Annotated in this window: 17 protein-coding genes and 1 riboswitch; of the genes, 2 read left to right on the top strand and 15 right to left on the bottom strand. The window is 57.9% G+C overall.

Annotated features, from left to right (window positions below; genetic code table 11):
• Positions 1-36 precede the first annotated feature (36 nt).
• Together pknB and HW450_RS11820 are read left to right on the top strand one after the other, a co-directional pair.
• Complete coding sequence (pknB, locus tag HW450_RS11825) at positions 37-2,253, top strand: Stk1 family PASTA domain-containing Ser/Thr kinase (RefSeq protein ID WP_182385811.1); 2,217 nt, start codon at positions 37-39, stop codon at positions 2,251-2,253.
• Positions 2,253-3,323 carry a glycosyltransferase 87 family protein gene (locus tag HW450_RS11820; RefSeq protein WP_182385810.1) on the top strand — a complete coding sequence of 357 codons (1,071 nt, stop codon included), beginning with the start codon at positions 2,253-2,255 and terminating at the stop codon, positions 3,321-3,323. The genes pknB and HW450_RS11820 overlap by 1 nt, the downstream gene beginning before the upstream one ends.
• On the opposite strand, the gene HW450_RS11815 is transcribed toward HW450_RS11820, so the two are convergent.
• The 15 genes from HW450_RS11815 to ctaE all read right to left on the bottom strand — a co-directional run bounded on the left by HW450_RS11815 (position 3,256) and on the right by ctaE (position 17,807).
• Positions 3,256-4,644, bottom strand: coding sequence for a class II 3-deoxy-7-phosphoheptulonate synthase (locus tag HW450_RS11815; protein WP_182385809.1), 1,389 nt, complete (start codon positions 4,642-4,644; stop codon positions 3,256-3,258). The two genes, HW450_RS11820 and HW450_RS11815, sit on opposite strands and share 68 nt — an antisense overlap.
• A gap of 26 nt (positions 4,645-4,670) precedes the next feature.
• Positions 4,671-5,177, bottom strand: coding sequence for a polyadenylate-specific 3'-exoribonuclease AS (locus tag HW450_RS11810; protein ID WP_182385808.1), 507 nt, complete (start codon positions 5,175-5,177; stop codon positions 4,671-4,673).
• A 32-nt stretch (positions 5,178-5,209) separates the two neighbouring features.
• A complete protein-coding gene (locus HW450_RS11805; RefSeq protein ID WP_182385807.1) occupies positions 5,210-6,355 on the bottom strand; it encodes an acyltransferase family protein in 1,146 nt (381 codons plus the stop codon).
• A gap of 98 nt (positions 6,356-6,453) precedes the next feature.
• A complete protein-coding gene (locus HW450_RS11800; RefSeq protein ID WP_182385806.1) occupies positions 6,454-7,188 on the bottom strand; it encodes a lysophospholipid acyltransferase family protein in 735 nt (244 codons plus the stop codon).
• A 73-nt stretch (positions 7,189-7,261) separates the two neighbouring features.
• A complete protein-coding gene (locus HW450_RS11795) occupies positions 7,262-8,197 on the bottom strand; it encodes an ROK family protein (protein ID WP_182385805.1) in 936 nt (311 codons plus the stop codon).
• 43 nt (positions 8,198-8,240) lie between these two features.
• Entirely contained in the window at positions 8,241-9,341 is a 1,101-nt protein-coding gene (locus tag HW450_RS11790) for a glycosyltransferase family 4 protein (RefSeq protein WP_182385804.1), read from the bottom strand.
• 15 nt (positions 9,342-9,356) lie between these two features.
• Positions 9,357-10,412, bottom strand: coding sequence for a C40 family peptidase (locus tag HW450_RS11785; protein WP_182385803.1), 1,056 nt, complete (start codon positions 10,410-10,412; stop codon positions 9,357-9,359).
• A 168-nt stretch (positions 10,413-10,580) separates the two neighbouring features.
• Entirely contained in the window at positions 10,581-11,207 is a 627-nt protein-coding gene (locus tag HW450_RS11780) for a C40 family peptidase (protein WP_182385802.1), read from the bottom strand.
• An 11-nt stretch (positions 11,208-11,218) separates the two neighbouring features.
• Positions 11,219-11,379: riboswitch (cyclic di-AMP (ydaO/yuaA leader) on the bottom strand.
• A gap of 431 nt (positions 11,380-11,810) precedes the next feature.
• On the bottom strand, positions 11,811-12,071 hold the full coding sequence (locus HW450_RS13260; RefSeq protein WP_407926310.1) for a hypothetical protein: 261 nt from the start codon (positions 12,069-12,071) through the stop codon (positions 11,811-11,813).
• Between the two features lie 43 nt (positions 12,072-12,114).
• Positions 12,115-12,780: a DDE-type integrase/transposase/recombinase gene (locus HW450_RS11770; RefSeq protein ID WP_182385800.1), complete on the bottom strand. Its 666-nt coding sequence runs from the start codon at positions 12,778-12,780 to the stop codon at positions 12,115-12,117.
• A gap of 8 nt (positions 12,781-12,788) precedes the next feature.
• Positions 12,789-13,199 carry a hypothetical protein gene (locus tag HW450_RS11765; protein ID WP_182385799.1) on the bottom strand — a complete coding sequence of 137 codons (411 nt, stop codon included), beginning with the start codon at positions 13,197-13,199 and terminating at the stop codon, positions 12,789-12,791.
• Between the two features lie 206 nt (positions 13,200-13,405).
• On the bottom strand, positions 13,406-15,028 hold the full coding sequence (qcrB, locus tag HW450_RS11760; protein WP_182385798.1) for a cytochrome bc1 complex cytochrome b subunit: 1,623 nt from the start codon (positions 15,026-15,028) through the stop codon (positions 13,406-13,408).
• Entirely contained in the window at positions 15,028-16,242 is a 1,215-nt protein-coding gene (qcrA, locus tag HW450_RS11755) for a cytochrome bc1 complex Rieske iron-sulfur subunit (protein WP_182385797.1), read from the bottom strand. The genes qcrB and qcrA overlap by 1 nt, the downstream gene beginning before the upstream one ends.
• The gene (qcrC, locus tag HW450_RS11750; protein ID WP_182385796.1) at positions 16,239-17,129 is read right to left on the bottom strand and encodes a cytochrome bc1 complex diheme cytochrome c subunit; all 891 of its coding nucleotides are present in this window, start codon (positions 17,127-17,129) and stop codon (positions 16,239-16,241) included. The genes qcrA and qcrC overlap by 4 nt, the downstream gene beginning before the upstream one ends.
• A 63-nt stretch (positions 17,130-17,192) precedes the next feature.
• Positions 17,193-17,807 (bottom strand): aa3-type cytochrome oxidase subunit III, encoded by a 615-nt coding sequence (gene ctaE / locus HW450_RS11745; RefSeq protein WP_182385795.1) that lies wholly within the window; start codon positions 17,805-17,807, stop codon positions 17,193-17,195.
• Positions 17,808-17,920 lie beyond the last annotated feature (113 nt).

Genomic DNA, 17,920 nt, shown 5'->3' with positions numbered 1-17,920 from the left:
GGCAAGTACCGAGTCCGGTACGCCATACTTATTGGCATGAGCAATGTACAGGTTGGGGAGATCATCGACGGTCGCTACCGGGTTGAAGCGGTGATCGCTAAAGGCGGTATGTCCACAGTGTTCCGCTGTGAAGACGTGCGCCTGGGCCGTCGCGTGGCTGTGAAAGTGATGGATGACCGCTACCTGGATGACGCAATCTTCCGCTCTCGTTTCGTGCGAGAAGCTAAGTCAATGGCGCAACTGGGCCACCCCAACATCGTCGACGTGTATGACTTCAACTCCACCGGAGACCACGCCTACCTGGTGATGGAACTGATTAGCGGAGGCACGCTGCGGGAACTCCTCGCGGAGCGTGGCCCCATGCCTCCCCACGCCGCTACCCAAGTGATGCGTGGCCTCCTCACCGGCCTGTCGGTGGCGCACAAGCAAGGACTCGTGCACCGAGACATTAAGCCGGACAACGTGCTGATCAATAAGGATCATCGGGTGAAGCTCACCGACTTCGGCCTGGTGCGTGCCGTGGCTCAATCCGAACACACGTCAGACAAGATCATCGGTACCGTGTCCTACCTGTCTCCAGAGCAGGTTGACGGTGGCCATATTGGGCCAGAGTCGGACGTCTACTCGGCGGGGGTGCTGCTCTTCGAGTTGCTCACCGGCACCACACCCTTCGACGGCGACACTCAAATCGCGCACGCCATGCAGCGCCTCTCCCATGATGTTCCCGCGCCCAGCTCCCGGATCGACGGCGTTCCGCAGCTTTTCGACGAACTCGTGGCCGCCGCGACGCACCGCGACCCGGCGGAGCGCTTCCCTACCGCAGCAGAGTTTCTCGCAGCGCTCGAAGATGTCGCTACCGAATTGGAGCTGCCGTCCTTCAAAGTGCCAGTGCCGACGAATACCGCCGTGGCGCGCGCTACAGAAGTGGTCACGGGCGCTACTGAGGTGGTTGCTCCCCTTCCGCCACTGGCCCGGCCTGCGGAGAGCCAATCGACCAGTATCTTGCCACCGCTAGAACCGACGCCAGCCCCAGCTCCGATCACTGAGCCTCCCACCGAGGCGTTCCCGGCGGCACCACAGGTCACGCCCCCCATCATGCCACCCATCGCCCCGGAGCCAGAGACCAGGGATGTTCCCGCCGTCCGTGAGGACCAATCGGTGGCGTTCGAGGCCCCCACGCCGGTAAGCAACCGCTCGACCGCGAAGCTCATTGCTTGGTTCCTTGTTGTCGCATTGCTCATTGCATCCGTGGCGGTAGGTGGCTGGTGGTTCGGCTCCGGCAGGTATGGGGAAATCCCCCAGATCCTTGGTGAGGATCGCCCTACCGCAGTACAGCTGGTGAGCGACGCGGGTTTTGACCCGGTGGTCACCGAGGTCTTTTCCGACGACGTGACCGTGGGCAAGGCGGTGGGAACCGCGCCCCCTTTTGGAAGTCGAGTACCTCGCTCTGACCAGGTTGAGGTACTCATCTCCAAAGGGCTTCCTACTGTTCCGGTGCTGCCGGCCAGTGGCGACATAGCGGAGTACCGGCGCGCAGTGGAGGAACGTACCTTGATCCTGGAAATTGGGGGTGATGTTTTCTCCAATGACGTCCCTAAAGGTCAGATTGTGAGTGTTTCGCCGTCACCGGGCGTGACGGTGAAGACGGAATCTGTGGTAACGGCGTCGATAAGCAAAGGCGCCGCCCCCGTGGACGTTCCGGACGTCGCAGGGATGTCACAGGAGGACGCGACCCGTACGTTAACGGATGCGGGGCTCACAGTTGGCAGCGTGCAGCAGGAGTTCTCCCAGCGGCACAAGCCAGGGCATGTGATTTCCACGAGCCCGGGTTCGCACGCAAAGCTCGCCCGCGGGTCGGAGGTGAATCTGAAGGTCTCCAACGCGTTGGAGATGCCGAGTGTGATCGGGAAAACCTCCACTGAGGCTGTCGCCCAGCTAGAAAGCCTTGGTTTTGTGGTGATGCTCGAAGATACCTCAGATGCCGGTACGGTGCCGTACGAGATCGTGGGCACCTCAGCGCGCGCCGGCGCGCTCATTGATCCCGCCTCCCCAGAGGTCACCCTGCAGGTGGCCAATCGGGTGCGAGTTCCGTCCGTTGTGGGGCGCACGATGGAGGATGCGACACAAATCCTGACCAACATGGGACTGTCGGTGAACACACGTCGTGATGGCAGTAGGGTGCTGACGCAGTCGCCACGCGCGGGAGCGAAGGTGGATATTGGAAGTACTGTCGAGCTCACAGCACTGCGCTAATGCCAGTGTTCGTATGGGTGGCGGTGGGCGCAGTCCTCGCGGCAGCGCGCTTTTCGTGGCAGGGGTTCCGCGCGCCGATCGATGTGGAAGTGTACGTCCAAGGTGGTCGGTTGCTGTTGTCGGGACAGAATTTGTATGCAGCTGACGTCCCCGTCACCGGTACCGAGCTTCCGTTTACCTACCCGCCATTTGCTGCGGTGGTCTTCGCCGTGGTGGCGTGGTTGCCGATGCCACTGGTGATCGTGCTGCACCATGCGGGGATGGTGGCGTGCGCATGGTTGGTGGTTCGGTGGCTGCGACTGTCACCCTATTGGCTGGTGCTGATGTTGCTCTTGCAGCCGAGTTTCGGTTCTTTAACCTTTGGCCAGATCAATTTCTTCCTCATGACGCTCGTCCTCGCCGACGCCTACGGCCACCGACCACGCTGGTTGCCTCGTGGCGCACTGACCGGTATCGCGGCCGCCATCAAAATCACCCCAGCGATTTTCCTGCTGTGGTTCTTGCTGCGCCGCGATACGCGAGGTCTCATCGGCATGGCGGGAGCAGCAGGCTTAACGACGTCCCTTGCCGCCGTTCTTAAGCCCCACGATTCCTGGTATTACTTCACCGAGGCGCTGTGGACGCCGGCCCGGGTCGGAGATGTCGCCTACCTTCAGAACGCTTCCCTGCAGGGCGTGTTGGTGCGCATGGGTGGAGGCGATCTAGTTCCGGTCGTGCTGGCTGTGGTGTTGATCGGTGCAGGAGTGGTGATCTGGCGCTGCACGGACGCGGTGTGGTCCTTGGTTCTTACCGCGGGGCTCGGGTTGTTGCTGAGTCCAATTAGTTGGACGCACCACTTCACGTGGTTGATCGTGCTAATTGCACTCCCCCAGTGCCCTTCGTGGCTGCGGTGGTGGGGACTGGTGGCCATGTCAGCGGGAATGCTACTGACAAGCAATCAGGGGATACTGGGCGCTTTCGCGGTGGCCCAATATCCCCTGATCGTGGTGGTGTCTTTTGTTATTACCGGTGCTGGTTGCGGAGCATCTCCGCAACGAGGAACGACAGCTCCAGAGACTGCTGGGTGTTGAGACGCGGATCGCACGCAGACTCGTAACGGCCTGGCAGGTCAACGTCGGTGATGTCCTCTGCACCACCGAGGCATTCGGTGACGTTTTCGCCAGTGAGCTCGATGTGGATGCCACCCGGGTGGGTGCCCAGTGCGCGGTGTACCTCGAAGAAGCCCTGAACTTCATCGATGACCTTGTCAAAGTGGCGCGTCTTGTAACCGTTTGAGGAGGTGTAGGTGTTGCCGTGCATCGGGTCAGACTGCCAGATGACCTTATGACCGCTGTCCTCTACTGCTTGGACAATGCCGGGCAGGACCTCGCGGATCTTGTCGTGGCCCATACGTGCCACGATGGTGACCCGGCCTGGCTCGTTGTTCGGGTCGAGTCGTTCGACGTAAGCCACAGCTTCTTCAGGAGTGATCGTTGGTCCGATCTTGATTCCAACCGGGTTAGCGATCAGGGCAGCGAAGTTCACGTGGAAATCATCAAGGCCACGCGTGCGCTCGCCGATCCACAGCTGGTGTGCGGACAAGTCCCAGAGTTCTTCGTTGTTGTCGTCCAGGCGCAACATCGCACGTTCGTAGTCCACGAGAAGTGCCTCGTGGGAAGCGAAAATATTCGCTGAGCGCAGGCCCGGATCGTCCACGCCACAGGCGTCCATGAAACGCAGTCCGGCTTCAATTTCCCGAGCCAGCGCCTCGTAGCGGGCACCAGCTGGGGAGCTTTGCACAAACTCGCGGTTCCACTCGTGGAGGCTACGCAGGTCCGCTGTGCCAGAGCTGGTCAATGCTCGCACCAGATTCATGGCAGCCGAAGAGTTCGCGTAGGCACGAATCATTCGTGCTGGGTCGTGCCTACGGGCCTCTGGGGTTGCTTCCACGCCGTTGACAATGTCACCACGGTAATTAGGCAAACCGTTGGCATCCAGATCGGAAGAACGTGGCTTTGCGTACTGCCCGGCGATACGGGCCATCTTCACCACTGGGGTGGAGGCACCGTAGGTCAGCACAACAGCCATCTGGAGCAACGTCTTGATGTTTGCTTTGATGTGCTGTTCGGTATTGCTTTCGAAGGTTTCCGCACAGTCGCCACCTTGCAGCAAAAATGCCTTGCCCAGTGCGACGTCTGCCAGGAGGGTCTTCAGTTCGCGGATCTCCTGCGGAACGACGATCGGTGGCACCGTCTCGAGGATGCGGCGCACTGCTACCGCTTGCTTTTCATCCCAGGATGGCTGTTGTTTAGCGTCCCGGGAAATGACATCGCGGAATCGCTCCTCCAATCCTGGTGGCAGGGGCGGGAGGCTCGGAAGCTCATGTACGGGGATATCAACAGTCCAACTCACATCCCAAAAGCTACCACAGTCGCAGGTTAACGCACTCTATTGTTGGGTTGTAGGGGCAACGCTTCCATGCACGCGCGGAACTTGGCGAGGTTGTGTCGGGCGTCAATGAGTGCGTCGTGGTTGCCTTGCGGCGTAGGAGGCAGCTTGGGGCGTCCTGCCATTTCCCAATATTGTTTCAGTTCCCTGGTGTATCGTGGCAACGCCTTGGGCAGCCCTGCCATGTCGCCCCACAGTTGCGCCAGCACGACATGATCGTAGGCACCAACCCATGCCCACAGCTGCACCTGTGTGCCACTCGCCATAAGAAACTCGTACACGCCTTGTCTAATATCAGCGAGGGATTTCCAGGCCGGGTCGCTCGGGTTTGGAAGCTGCGACAGCACGTGCGCCTGTACCCATGGGTTCGCCTTTGCCGGATCAAACTCAGTAGACACCGCATAAAATTCCCGACCGTCCTCGGCGACGATCGCGATCGAGACAAGCTCGATGGTCTCACCGTCTTCAATGAATTCGGTGTCGTAGAAAAAACGCACAGGTAACTTCTTCCTAGCTCGTTACACGCAAGTTACTTCAACAGTAGCCGGTGCGCGGAACGAGCTTGCGCTGGGGCCTTGGTGCTAACCAACTGGTGGTAGACCGCTGGTGGCTTGACGGTCCAACCCAGAACCGGAATGCGAGAAATCCCGTGGAAAGCGGCACCACCAATCAAGCTGAAGGCGACGCAGGCCCACACCCACACCGTCGTGTTATGCAGCGGGTTAGTTGCGCCCAGTTCAAATGGCAGTCCGCTGAACAGGAACTGGTAGTTAAACAGCAAGGTCAGGCCGAATCCGTGCCCAATGTACAGCACCAAGGTGTTGCGTCCGAAGAACCGTAGGAGCGGGAACACGCCAGGAATCTTGGTGAGCAGCACCGCTAGCGTCAGTGCGGCCGGAAGCGCGAGGATCCGCAGTACCAGGCGTACAACGAGTTCCGAGTCATCAAAGCTAAGGACCACGTGCCCAGGCAGCAACCACCCCTGGAAATCGACGCTCCACTTCGTCAGCCAGATGTTGTGCAGTTCCAAGTACATCCACCAGGTCACGGCTGTGGCTGCCAGGCTCAGTGGGTGGAAGATGTGTTCGGTGAAGCTAATGATGAGCGACTTCAGCCGCACACCAACCATGAAGATCGGCAGGTACAACATCACGTGGTTAACAATGATGGGGCGCTCTGGGATCAGGAGAAACACCAGCGGCACAAAGCTGACGGCTAGGGCCCACGGTGTGGAGAGTCTCCGGGTGATCCAAGCGAACGCGGTCACGATGACCAAGCAGTACAGGAACCACAGCAGATTCGCGCCTTCCTTGGTGGCATCCAGCACCATCTCAAGGGTGGGGGCTTTGTCATCGAGGAAGTGGTGCCATTCGCGGTATTTGAGCCATAGTTCCACGGGAGCCCACATGAAGTAAGGCAGACCGATGAACCACAGACGCTTGAACAGTAGCTCCCGAAGCGAAAAGTGGAGGACCTTGGCAGCTAGAAAGCCACTGACCACAAAAAACAGTGGCATGCGCATGGGGTCCAAAAACTCGTTGATCCGAGCGGGGAGGCTGAATTCGCCGTTTGGCACAGCCAGGGTGGCGTGTAGGAAAAGAACTCCCAAGATTGAAAGCCCTCGGGCAGCATCCGGCCATTCCAAATACTGCTTCTTTTCCACAGCTACCTTCATTCACTTCCGTTAGTCGCGTGCCCTCGTGGCAACTTGCACGTGCCATGCACGAAAGGACAGCTTACCCAACGAAGCAACAGGTAAGCAAAAGTTAGGTGTTATTCGGGCAGTGCGTTGGGTGGGTACCCGAGCCCAGCCTCGAGTGATTTCTTCACCTCTGCAGCGTACACATCAACGTAAGGCTTCCCTGCTAGATCAGCGAGCGTGTGCATTACATGGTCAGTGAATGCCCGTAGAGTTTCGTAGCTTTCCGGGTCGATGCCACGGTCACGCGCGAACTTGAGGGGATCGATCGGCGCCCCCACATTAATCCGCACTTTCGCGGGGCGAGGCACCCACGATCCGATGGGGTTGGCGTTACGCGATCCGATCATTGCCACCGGAACCACAGGGGCACCAGTCGCAAACGCGATTCGAGCGACTCCGGTCTTACCACGGTAAATGCGACCGTCAGGGGAACGCGTCCCTTCCGGGTAGATTCCGAACACGTCACCATTTTCGACGACCTTCTTGCCAGCCTCCATCGCAGCTTGCGCCGTGTCGCCCGAGCTGCGGTCGATCGGAATTTGCCCCACGCTAGTGAAGAACCACTTTTGCAGCTTTCCGACGAACCCTTCCCCGATAAAGTATTCCTGCTTCGCCGGGAACTGGATCTGACGTGGACACAGCAACGGAAGATAGAAAGAATCCATCACGGCTTGATGGTTGGATGCAAGGATCACGCCACCAGAGGCTGGGATGTTGTCCAGCCCGGTGATGCTCGGCCTGTTGTACACGCGCAGTAGTGGGCCAAAAAGAATATTCTTGAACGTCCAGTACCACTTATTCTGCATCGTCGCTTCGGCCTTCCGATCTGTTGTTGTAACCCGTTCCACTTTACATGGCGCCACATGGCTGTGGAGGCAGTTATCGCGCCGTGTCTTGGCGAGATTCCGTCAGCGCGAGGTGCGCGGCACCGATCATTCCGGCATCGGCCCCGAGCGCTGCTGGTACCACCTGTGGGAACGGCCGGTGCCCTGCCCCGACGACCAGGCCACGGGCCTTCTCGACGCCGTCAACCAGGAACAAGTCGTGATTTTGGGCGACTCCGCCCCCGATTACGATGAGCTCCGGATCAAACATATCGCTCATGATGGACAGCGCCACGCCGAGCCAGGAGGAAAACTCCACGATTGCTCGCTTTCCGATGCTGTTTCCTGCCCGTGCCGCCGCGATCACGCTTTCGCCTGTCCACAGCTGTTCTGGGGCTCCTTCAGCCACGGCGATCTCTTGCGCGGTCGCCGCGAGTGCAGTCCCGGAGCAGTATCGCTCAAGGCAGCCGCGTTTCCCACACGGGCAGGGCCTGCCACCAGGCACTACTGGGAGATGCCCAATCTCCGGGGCAGTGCCAAACGCGCCGCGATAAATCTCACCGCCCGTCATCACTGCACCACCGATACCGGTCCCGATAGAAATAAAAGCCCAGGTGTCTGCCTGCTGAGCAGCGCCGAACGCTGCTTCAGCTCGTGCTGCGGAATTAGCGTCGTGTTCCAGCGAGACGGGAATGCCAAGGCGCTGCGACAAGCGCTGTTGCAAGGGAGCGTCTCGCCAGGGCAGGTGTGGCGCGAAGCGTACATTCTGGCGATGTTCATCGAGGAACCCGGCGACAGCAATCCCCACTGCAGCAACCTCGTGCCGAGAGGAAAGCGTTTGGGTCATCGCGACGATAGCATCCTCCATGCTGGCGGCTTCGCCGTGAGACTGCTTGTGCTCACGGTCAATGATTGTGCCGGTTGCGGTAATGGCAGCGGCACGCACATTTGTACCGCCGATATCGAAACCGATGGCTACCGGGGTATTCAAGCCAGCTCCTTTTCCGCAGGGTAAAAACTTAGTATATCTTCCGTCACGTCATCCCTAGGACTTGGGCGAAATCTGCGCCCTTGTGCTCCCATGTCCAGTGCTGCAGCACATGAGCACGGCCGGCGGCGCCCATGCGGGTGCGGAGTTGGACGTCGGAAAGCAGCGCGTCCAGGGCATTTTCAAGAGCCTGCCTGTCCCGGCCAGGCACAACGATGCCTGACTCTGCAGTGACGGTCTCGGGCGCTCCCCCGGAATCGCCCGCTATCACTGGGATTCCCGCCGCTTGTGCCTCGAGGTACACAATGCCCAGCCCTTCGACATCAAGGCCCCCGCCACGGGTGCGCGCCGGCATGGCGAAAATATCAGATGCGTGCAGCCACCGCAGGCGCTCTGCATCGCTCACCCGCCCCGTAAAGCACACATTGTTCAGACCCTCCGCCTGCTTCTGTAGCTTTGATTCGTAGGGCCCCTCCCCCACGATCACCAGACGCGCAGTAGGATGCTTCGCTTGGAGCTGCGACCACACGGCGAGGAGGGAGTCCTGGCCTTTGCGGGGAACCAGTCTGGATATACAAGTCACCGTCAGCTCAGCGGGGTCGAGGGTGGCGGGGACGGGGCGTCGGAAAGCTGCAGCGTCTACGCCCGACGGCAGATACACAAAATTCGTGTGGCGACCGAAAGCCCGTCGGAATCGGCGCAGCGTGTATTTGGAAATGTAGGTCACGGCGTCGCACTGGGAGCCAATGAGGCGCAATACCTGGCGCGCGCCCGGCAGCATCGACCACCCCACTTCGTGCCCATGCGTCGACGCCACCACCCGCGTCGCCCCGGCTCGTTTCGCAGCGGAGGCCAGCACTGCGAGGGGCGCAGCAGCGGCGAACCACACCACTTCAATCTGCTCGTGCCGGATGAGCCGCCGCATTTCAGCTGCCACCCCGGGGGTCGGCAGCATTATTCGATGAGGCCACCGGATTACACGGTACGGCGCTTGCCTATCCCACGCCGCAGCAGCAGGTGAATCCTGCGTGGAAGCAAAGACAACAACCTCTTCGGGAGGAAGCGTCGCCAGGAAATCCCTCACATACGACTGAATCCCGCCAACAGTCGGCGGGAAGTCATTCGTCACGACTAAGACTCGGGGCATGAGTCAAAAGCTTAGCTAGTAACGACGCGCCCCGTAGAACGGCATAGAATCCATGCCCACCACCTGCAGCGGGATGCCGTAGTCAGACGCGTGCACCACCTTGCCGTTGCCAGCGTAAATGCCCACGTGGGTAGCACCTGGGTAGAAACCGACCACGTCACCGGGCTGCAGATCCTCCCGGCTCACCGGCGTACCGCCAGCCATCTGCGCCTGAGACGTGCGAGGCACCGTCTTGCCCTGCTGTGCGTAGGACCAGACGACTAGACCAGAGCAGTCGAAAACATCCGGGCCGGTTGCTCCCCAACCGTACGGCGCACCAAGCTTGGTCATCGCCGCTTCCAAGGCCTTCATTCCGTCTGCGTTGGTGGACGTCACGCCGACCAGGTCGTATGCGACAGGACCGTTCTTGTTTTCCCACGCCTGGCGGTCGGCTGGGCTCAGCGCATCGATACGCGCCTTGATGTCCCGGATCCGGTCTTGCAGCTCCTTGTCCTGCTTTTCCAGCTGGACCTTGCGGGCAGCCAGTTCATTAATCTTGTACTGCGATTCCGCTTGGAGGCGAGCTGCCTCACTGAGCAAACGGCCAGCCTCCGCAGACTTTTCCCGCTGCGTCGCCAAAGCAGCCTTCGCCTTGCGAACATACCCAGACATGTATGCCGAACGATCAATCGCATTCTGAGGCCCCTCAGCGTTGATGATGGTGGTCAGCGGGTCACGCATGGAACCGCGGTATTTGGAAGCAGCAAGCTTATCGACGACTTCCTTAGCCACCTTTTCTTCTTCTCGAGCGCGCTCCCCCGCCGCAGTCGCATCCTTGGCACGTTGCTTGATGCCTTCCAGCTCAGATTCCTTGGCCTTGATATCTTCCTGCAGTTGCTTGAATTCCTCGTTCTGCGCTGATACCTGCTCAGAGGATTCGCCAAGTTCCTTCATCAGGTCATCCATCGTTGCAGGCGCAGCAGCAGGAACTGCAGGTTCAGCGATAGCGTGCGGGGAGACCGCGACGGTTACGGTTGAAGTGGTAGCAATGATTGCCGCTAGGACAGCACGACGAAGGTGCGGAGAAAACACTGGTGGGAGCCCTTTTCATCTCTGTTCCGGCCGGGGTACGCCAGACTACTAGCCACTAACCCTACCTTAATCAGATTTAAAAATCCAGCCCAAAAGCTGAGAGTTTCCTAAACGCAAAAAGGTCAGTCCGGAAACCATTCGGACTAACCCTATTGATCTAGCGCACTTTTAGAAGCGCACTGCAGAGTGGTACGGCATGTAGTCGATTGGAGACTCAGAAAGTGGCGTACCTTCATTGATTGCGTGAATGACGGTACCGTTACCGGTGTAGATGCCGACATGAGAAGCGCCACCGTAGAAGGCGATAATGTCGCCAGGCCGAAGCTGGTCACGGGAAACCTGAGCACCTTCAGCAGCCTGAGCAAAGGAGGTGCGAGGGATGGACTTGCCCACCTGAGCGTACGCCCAGGAGGTCAGGCCAGAGCAGTCAAAGGCATTAGGGCCAGTTGCACCGTAGACGTATGGGGAACCAATCTTGCTGCGAGCAGCGTCCACGATTGCCTGCCCGGTGGGCGCCTGAGAGGAGGTACCCAGAGCCGCTGCAGCATCGACAGCACCAAAGTTAACGTCACCAGCCTGGCCAGCCAGCCCTGGAACAAAGTCCTGAGCGCCAGGAATGGCTGCTAGATTCGGAACATTTTCCAGACCTGGGATCTCCACAGTCAGGCCAGTGTTAGGAATAACGACTGGTGCAGCCTCTGCTGGCTGCGCGAGAGAAACCGCTGCGCCTACAGCAACAGCAGACGCGGTAGCCTTGGTAGCAATGTTCGTGTTCCGGCGGGTGTGCTTACCCATGAATATTCTCCAAATCTTCCCTTGCGCCGACCGGGTTAGCTGACGGATTAGGAAACGGAAGCTTCCTCCACTTGCTCCACCTGAGCGGCTCTCGCAGTGGTTCACCCCAGACGATGATGGTTCCCCGGTTCGATTCAGCTAGTACGCTTCCTCGATTAGGCATTATTTCGGTTTGTATTCCAGGTAACAGCCAAATAACAATTGGCATTGCCCGTAATGTCTCGAACAGATTACGAAATGGACACACCCCATGTCCAACGCACGCGCCGAACAAGCGCCGTTATATGACTGTTATCAAACCTGCGTCACACCTGCGTCCCGAATTTCCCGCAAAGCTGCGGATTGCACACCTGTCAGCAATACCGTACTCTACCTGGCGATTTAACGACGAGGCCGGAAAAAATGTTGCACTACCCTAGCCCGCAAATTGCCCGAGAATTCTTTTTGTGATTTGGGTCACTCTATATAATTGGTGGTCACATACTTCCCATGACTCACAGCAATAACACCACAGACCGAGTCATTCGGCAGTAGTTCAGTTCCAGTGAATTTGTCAGGGCCGGTGGTTGTCAACCTGTTGTGAGTCACTAACTGATTCCCTTTTTATGCGGTTTTTAACACCGTCAGATTGATTCCCTCAACGGCCTTAGGCATCGGCGCCGTGGGCCATTTCCGGAACCTGCACCTATTTTTCTCGTAGTACCGATCAAGCGATCGCTGCCTAACGCACCACGCCCTACTCCACGTACCGTCATAGACCTGCGCAGGAGTATAAAAACCAATCCTCGTATGCTTGTGTTCGTTGTTGTACCAACTCACCCACCGGTCAAACCACTGCCTGGCCCCCTCAAGACTGTGAAACACACCGGGATACCGCTCATCCGTCTTGATCGTGGCGAACACCGCCTCAAAAAAACGGATTATCGTTAGACACCCTCGGACGAGAATACGACGGTGTCACACCATAAGCTTTCAACGTCTTTTTCGTCGTGCCCGCAATCATCGCAGCCCCATTATCAGCATGCACAACACCAGGTATAGCCTGGGCAAAGGCCTGCTGAAACATCTGCGCCGCCAGATCCTTACACTGCTTTAGCTCCACCCGATGCGCCACGATCTTTCGTGAGTAAATATCGGTAACCGCATACGCCTTAAAATGAACACCCACCCACGGTGACGGCAGATCATTAATATCCCAACTCCACGCAGCATCAGGCCGATCAGCCACCACGACCGGCACCGCCCGGGCACCACGCTTGGCCCGAGGCTTCGCACTGATACCATCACGGGCACGCATCCTAGCGGCGATACGCTCAAACGTGCGCAACGACCCTAAATGCTCACCGGAGTCGGTGCACTCGATACACACCTGCTGAGTCGATAGATTCCGCTCCCACCCAGCACTGATTTCCTTTTCGATCCGCTCGACCTCTTCAGGGGTTAACGCCTGTGGTTGCACTCGGTGTTTCTGCGGGATCGGATCAGTGGTTTTGCGGTTGTCACCATAGATGCGATTGTGCCAACTACCGGTAGAAATCCCCAGTAGTTTAAGGGCTTTGTTCTGCGATCCCACCAGCGGGATCAGGGCCGTGACGAGGGTGTGTTCTTCTTCGATGAAGGCGGCGTGGTCGGGGTGGCTGGTGCGTGCTCGGAGAATTTTTCCACGAGCTTGATAGCTTTTCCCAGCACATCATTTACCTTGCGGGCTTTCTCCAACTCGGCGGACAGATCAGCGATCTGCTTATCTCGTGCGGCAATTTCTTTTTCCAGCTGCAATTGTCTAGCGGAGGGAATGTCAGTCATGCCCTCCATTGTCCTTGGAGTAAGCCCCCGGTCAAGGTCACCAGCGAAATACTGGTACTTCAGCTGTGTCATGTGCTTGGAGCTAAGGCCATGCTTTTTCTGCCATGCGGCTTTGGTTCCATACGGTAGCCCGAGGTACTCGGTGATCAAATCGATCTTTTGCTGTGCGGTTAATCCAACTAAAGACATAACCTGCCTACTTTCCTTGTGTGATTGACTCACAATCAGGTTGGCACACAGGGGGCAGGTACGAAATCAAGCGTACGGATGGGATTTTTCGGGCTTGAATCGTCCCATCGGTACGCTTGATTTGCGCTGATTACTGCGTTAAGCGACAAAATAGGCCCCACCAAGCTGGTAGGGCCTATTTTGTTACGAGCTACAGCCGAAGCGGCTTACAGGCCGTTTTCTTCGTCTTCTGCGCGGGTGCGCTTCTGCAGCGCCTCGAACATCTGAACTTCTTCCTCGTGGTTCTCGTGTGCGATTGCGTTCTTGCTTGCAACGATGTCAGCGGAGTCAGACTTGAATGCAGAGCCGTGGCTCAAGGAGTCTGCGAAGCCAAGTTCGTTCATCTGCTTTGGCACCTTCGCGCCAGCGTATGGCAGCGGAATAGGGTGACCATGCTCGTCCACTGGGCCGAGAGGCTGGTGAACTTCGATGAAGGAACCGTTGGACAGCTGGTGAATAACACCGGTTTCGATACCGTGCTCCAGTACCTCACGGTCGGAGCGCTGCAGACCAACACAGATACGGTAAGTGATCAGGTAGGTGATCGGTGGCAGGATGATCAGACCGATACGACCGACCCAGGTCATCGCGTTCAGGGAGATCTGGAAGTGATAGGCGAAGAGGTCGTTACCGCCGGACAGGGTCAGGAGGAAGTAGAACATCAGCGCCATAGCACCGAGCGAGGTACGAACTGGTACGTCGCGGGGACGCTGCAGCAGGTTGTGGTGGGCGTCGTCACCGGTCATCTTCTTTTCGATCCATGGGTAGGCGAAGAGTAGGACAACCAGGATACCGAGCATCACAGCTACCCAGAACACTGCAGGGATAGTGTAGTTGCCGGGGTATAGCTCCCATGCTGGCATGACACGAGCTGCACCGTCAGTCCACAGCATGTAGATGTCCGGCTGGGAACCAGCGGAAACCTGTGCTGGGTTGTATGGACCAAGGTTCCAGATGGCGTTGATGGTGGTAACACCAGCCATCAGAGCCAGAACACCAAAAGTGAACAGACCGAAGGCAACAGACTTCACTGCGAACACTGGCAGAATACGGACGCCAACGACGTTGTTTTCCGCGCGACCAGGTCCAGGGAACTGGGTGTGCTTCTGGTACCACACGATGGCAAGGTGTGCCGCGATCAGGGCCAGGATGATGCCTGGGATCAGCAGAACGTGCAGGACGTAGAAGCGATCCAGCATCAGGTCGGATGGGAAGTCGCCGCCGAACACTGCCCAGTGCATCCAGGTGCCGATGATTGGCAGGGACACAACGATGGCGGACATGATTCGCAGACCAACACCGGAGAGCAGGTCGTCCGGCAGGGAGTAGCCCATGAAGCCTTCGGCGACGGACAGGATCAGCAGGATGCAGCCGATGATCCAGTTTGCTTCACGTGGGCGTCGGAAAGCACCGGTGAAGAAGATGCGCATCATGTGAACCATGATGGACACTGCGAACATCAGTGCAGCCCAGTGGTGCAGCTGACGGATAAAGAGGCCACCGCGGACCTCGAAGGAGAGGTTCAGTGCGGTCTCGTAGGCGCGGGACATTTCCACACCGTTGAGCGGAGCGTACGCACCGTCGTAGATGACCTTGGTGATCGAAGGATCGAAGAACAGGGTCAAGTAGATACCGGACAGCAACAGGATAATGAAGCTGTACAGTGCGATTTCACCAAGCATGAAGGACCAGTGCGTTGGAAAAACCTTGTTGATCTGGGTACGGACCATACCGGAGATGGTGTACCGGGAGTCAACGTTGTTACCAATTTCAGCGAGTTTATTGCTCATTATGACTTACGCTCCCAGAATGCCGGGCCGACAGGCTCGATGAAGTTGCCTGCAGCGACGAGGTAGCCCTCTTCGTCCACGGTAATTGGCAGCTGTGGCAGAGCACGGGCGGCCGGTCCGAACAGTGGCTTGCCGTAGCGCAGTGCGTCGAACTGCGACTGGTGGCAAGGGCAGAGAATGCGGTTGGTCTGTGCCTCGTATAGAGAGGTAGGGCAACCAATGTGCGTACAAATCTTGGAGTATGCGTAGTAGTCGCCGTAGTGGAAATCTTCCTGGCCGACACGCTCCTGAACCTTAGCCTGGTCAGAACTACGCAGACGGATCAGCATGACAGCGTTGCGTGGACCGTGAATGGAGTGCATGTGCATCTCGTACACGTCGCGCTTTTCGTCATACTTGTCGCCATCGTTGACATCCTCTTCGTACAGCGGGAACACAGTTTCCATAGCTGCAGCGGAAAGATCTTCCGGACGCATACGAACGAGGCGGGTAACACCAACGGTGCTGTAGTGCTCGCCATGCTTTTCCGCAATAGCGGAGGTATCGCGACCAAGGTACACCTTGGTGCCTTCGTTGGCCTTGGTCCAGCCGGAAGTCCACAGGGTGCCGTCACCGAAGTAGTTCAGAGGGCCCTCGTTCTTCTTCCAAGGGTTCTTGATCATGCCACCCAATGGGAAGATGATCGCGAGACCTGCCAGAGCAGCGGAAGTACCAGCCAAGCCCTTAAGCACCTTACGGCGACCAAGAGTGGAGGTCTCCCAAGAGTCGTTGAGCAGTGCAACGAGAGTCTGACGGTCAACTTCCTCGGAAGGGCCGTCGTGACGGCGCTGAACGGAAATCTCTTCAGGGATGAACTTCTTCTGGAAGAGGGTGAGTCCGAAGCCCAGGGAAAGGATACTCAATCCCATGGTTACACCCAGCAGTGGGGTGTACAGGGAGTAGAGTCCGAGCCCTTCTTGGCCGTGGCCCTTGTACTCCCATGGCCACCAAATGTAGATAGCCATGAAAGCCAACGCGAAGATTGCAGCAAGAGCGAACCAGATGGTGACAGCGCGCTCGGCACGCTTCTCAGCGGGATCACCTGCTACCGGGAAACGCTCCTTGCGGAACGCAACGGTGACTTCGTCCAGCTCGGTACCGAGGCGAGCGAGCTCTTCATTGGACATGCCGGCCAGTTCTTTGGCGGTGTATTTCTTTACTTCGTTATTGCTCATGAGCGAGATCCAATCCACAAAGCAGCGCCGATTACTGCGGCGATACCGATAAGCCACATCAGCATGCCTTCAGCCACTGGGCCGAGGCCACCAAGTGCGTAACCACCTGGGCTAGGGGTTTCCTTAGCATTCTTGATGAATGCAATGATGTCCTTCTTCTCATCTTCCGTCAGCTGACGATCAGAGAACTTAGGCATGTTCTGTGGGCCAGTAAGCATTGCCTGGTAGATCTCCTGCTCGTTAGCAGGATCCAGGTAAGGCGCGTACTTACCGGAAGACAGTGCACCACCGCGACCGGTGAAGTTGTGGCAGGATGCACAGTTCAAACGGAACAGTTCAGAGCCACGTGCCACGTCGGCTGGGTCAATCTGACCGTCGTAGTTCTTACCGCGAAGAGATTCCATGGCGATAGAGCCATCTTCGTTCTTCACGATAGCTGGGCCACCGCCGTTGGCAGCTACGTATGCTGCGATAGCCAAGGTCTGGTGCTCAGAGTAGCGGGTCTGCTTACGGGCAGCCTGTGCCTCATTGCGGAGCATTGGCATACGACCAGAGTGAACCTGGAAGTACACAGCACCCTCGCCAACACCGATCAGCGATGGGCCACGGCCTTCTTGGCCCTGAAGGTTGGCACCGTGGCAGGTGATGCAGGCGACGTCGTACAGGGACTTGCCCTCGGCGACCAATGCCTTCTCATCAACGTCAGCGGTAACCACCTGAGCATCTGGAGTGAAAGCGGAGGCGAGGAAGCCCGCGCTGGTAAGGCCCAGTGTCAGAGCTGCGGCGCCAGCGACAGTGCGACGCATCTTCCGGCGGCTCTTGGCCTTCTTAGCAGCAGTTGCCTTCTCAGCGGCTAACTCCTGCTGTTGTGGGTTGGTATCCATCATTTCCCTTAAAACTCGTATACGGAAAGTGAAGGGCTGTAGGCCGAACATTTCGGCCGGTACGGCCTACTGAATGAAGTAAATGGTTACGAACAGGCCGATCCACACAACGTCAACGAAGTGCCAGTAGTAGGACACTGCCATTGCTGCGGTTGCCTGTGCTGGGGTGAACTTTGACTTCGCAATACGAAGAAGGACAACCACGAAGCCAAGCACGCCCGCGAGGACGTGTGCGGCGTGGAAGCCGGTCGTAATGAAGAAAGCGGAGCCGTACACGGAGTTCTGAATCGTCAGACCGTGCTCTACGAGGTGAATGTACTCGTATGCCTGGCCGATCAAGAAGATCGCGCCGAGCAGAATCGTAAGGGCGTACCACATACGAAGCTTGAATACATCGCCGCGTTCTGCTGCGAAGACACCTGCTTGGGCTGTGAAAGAAGAAGACACCAAGATTACGGTGATAGTCAATGCGTAAGGAACGTTGAGGTGTCCAGTACCCCAATCCCACGCTTCTCCCTGGCCGTTTGCGCGAGATACAAAGTACATCGCGAACATGCCAGCGAAGAACATCAATTCCTGAGACAGGAACACAATCGTGCCGACACTGACCATGTTTGGTCGGTTCAGTGCCACAACACGCTGTGGTGCTGCCATACCTGTATTTCCAACTGCGCTCGTCACGCGTTCTAGTATGCCGGGTTACGTCGCTTAAGTCACTTTGAACCCCCCGCTCACGGCGGGTAAATGCACTTCACACGTCAACAAACAGCGCCGATAAAAAGTTCAAAAGTTTT

It is taken from the genome of Corynebacterium hindlerae (assembly GCF_014117265.1).
Classification (GTDB): Bacteria; Actinomycetota; Actinomycetes; order Mycobacteriales; family Mycobacteriaceae; genus Corynebacterium; species Corynebacterium hindlerae.
The sequence above is the reverse complement of the archived record's forward strand: the minus strand, read 5'-3'. Positions and strand labels throughout refer to the sequence as shown.

Coding starts and splice junctions, on each gene's coding strand:
- HW450_RS11765 (WP_182385799.1), bottom strand. CDS start 13,199: ATGTCTTTAGTTGGATTAACCGCACAGCAAAAGATCGATTTGATCACC.
- pknB (WP_182385811.1), top strand. CDS start 37: ATGAGCAATGTACAGGTTGGGGAGATCATCGACGGTCGCTACCGGGTT.
- HW450_RS11790 (WP_182385804.1), bottom strand. CDS start 9,341: ATGCCCCGAGTCTTAGTCGTGACGAATGACTTCCCGCCGACTGTTGGC.
- qcrA (WP_182385797.1), bottom strand. CDS start 16,242: ATGAGCAATAACGAAGTAAAGAAATACACCGCCAAAGAACTGGCCGGC.
- HW450_RS11805 (WP_182385807.1), bottom strand. CDS start 6,355: ATGAAGGTAGCTGTGGAAAAGAAGCAGTATTTGGAATGGCCGGATGCT.
- HW450_RS11800 (WP_182385806.1), bottom strand. CDS start 7,188: ATGCAGAATAAGTGGTACTGGACGTTCAAGAATATTCTTTTTGGCCCA.
- HW450_RS11820 (WP_182385810.1), top strand. CDS start 2,253: ATGCCAGTGTTCGTATGGGTGGCGGTGGGCGCAGTCCTCGCGGCAGCG.
- qcrC (WP_182385796.1), bottom strand. CDS start 17,129: ATGATGGATACCAACCCACAACAGCAGGAGTTAGCCGCTGAGAAGGCA.
- HW450_RS11780 (WP_182385802.1), bottom strand. CDS start 11,207: ATGGGTAAGCACACCCGCCGGAACACGAACATTGCTACCAAGGCTACC.
- qcrB (WP_182385798.1), bottom strand. CDS start 15,028: ATGAGCAATAAACTCGCTGAAATTGGTAACAACGTTGACTCCCGGTAC.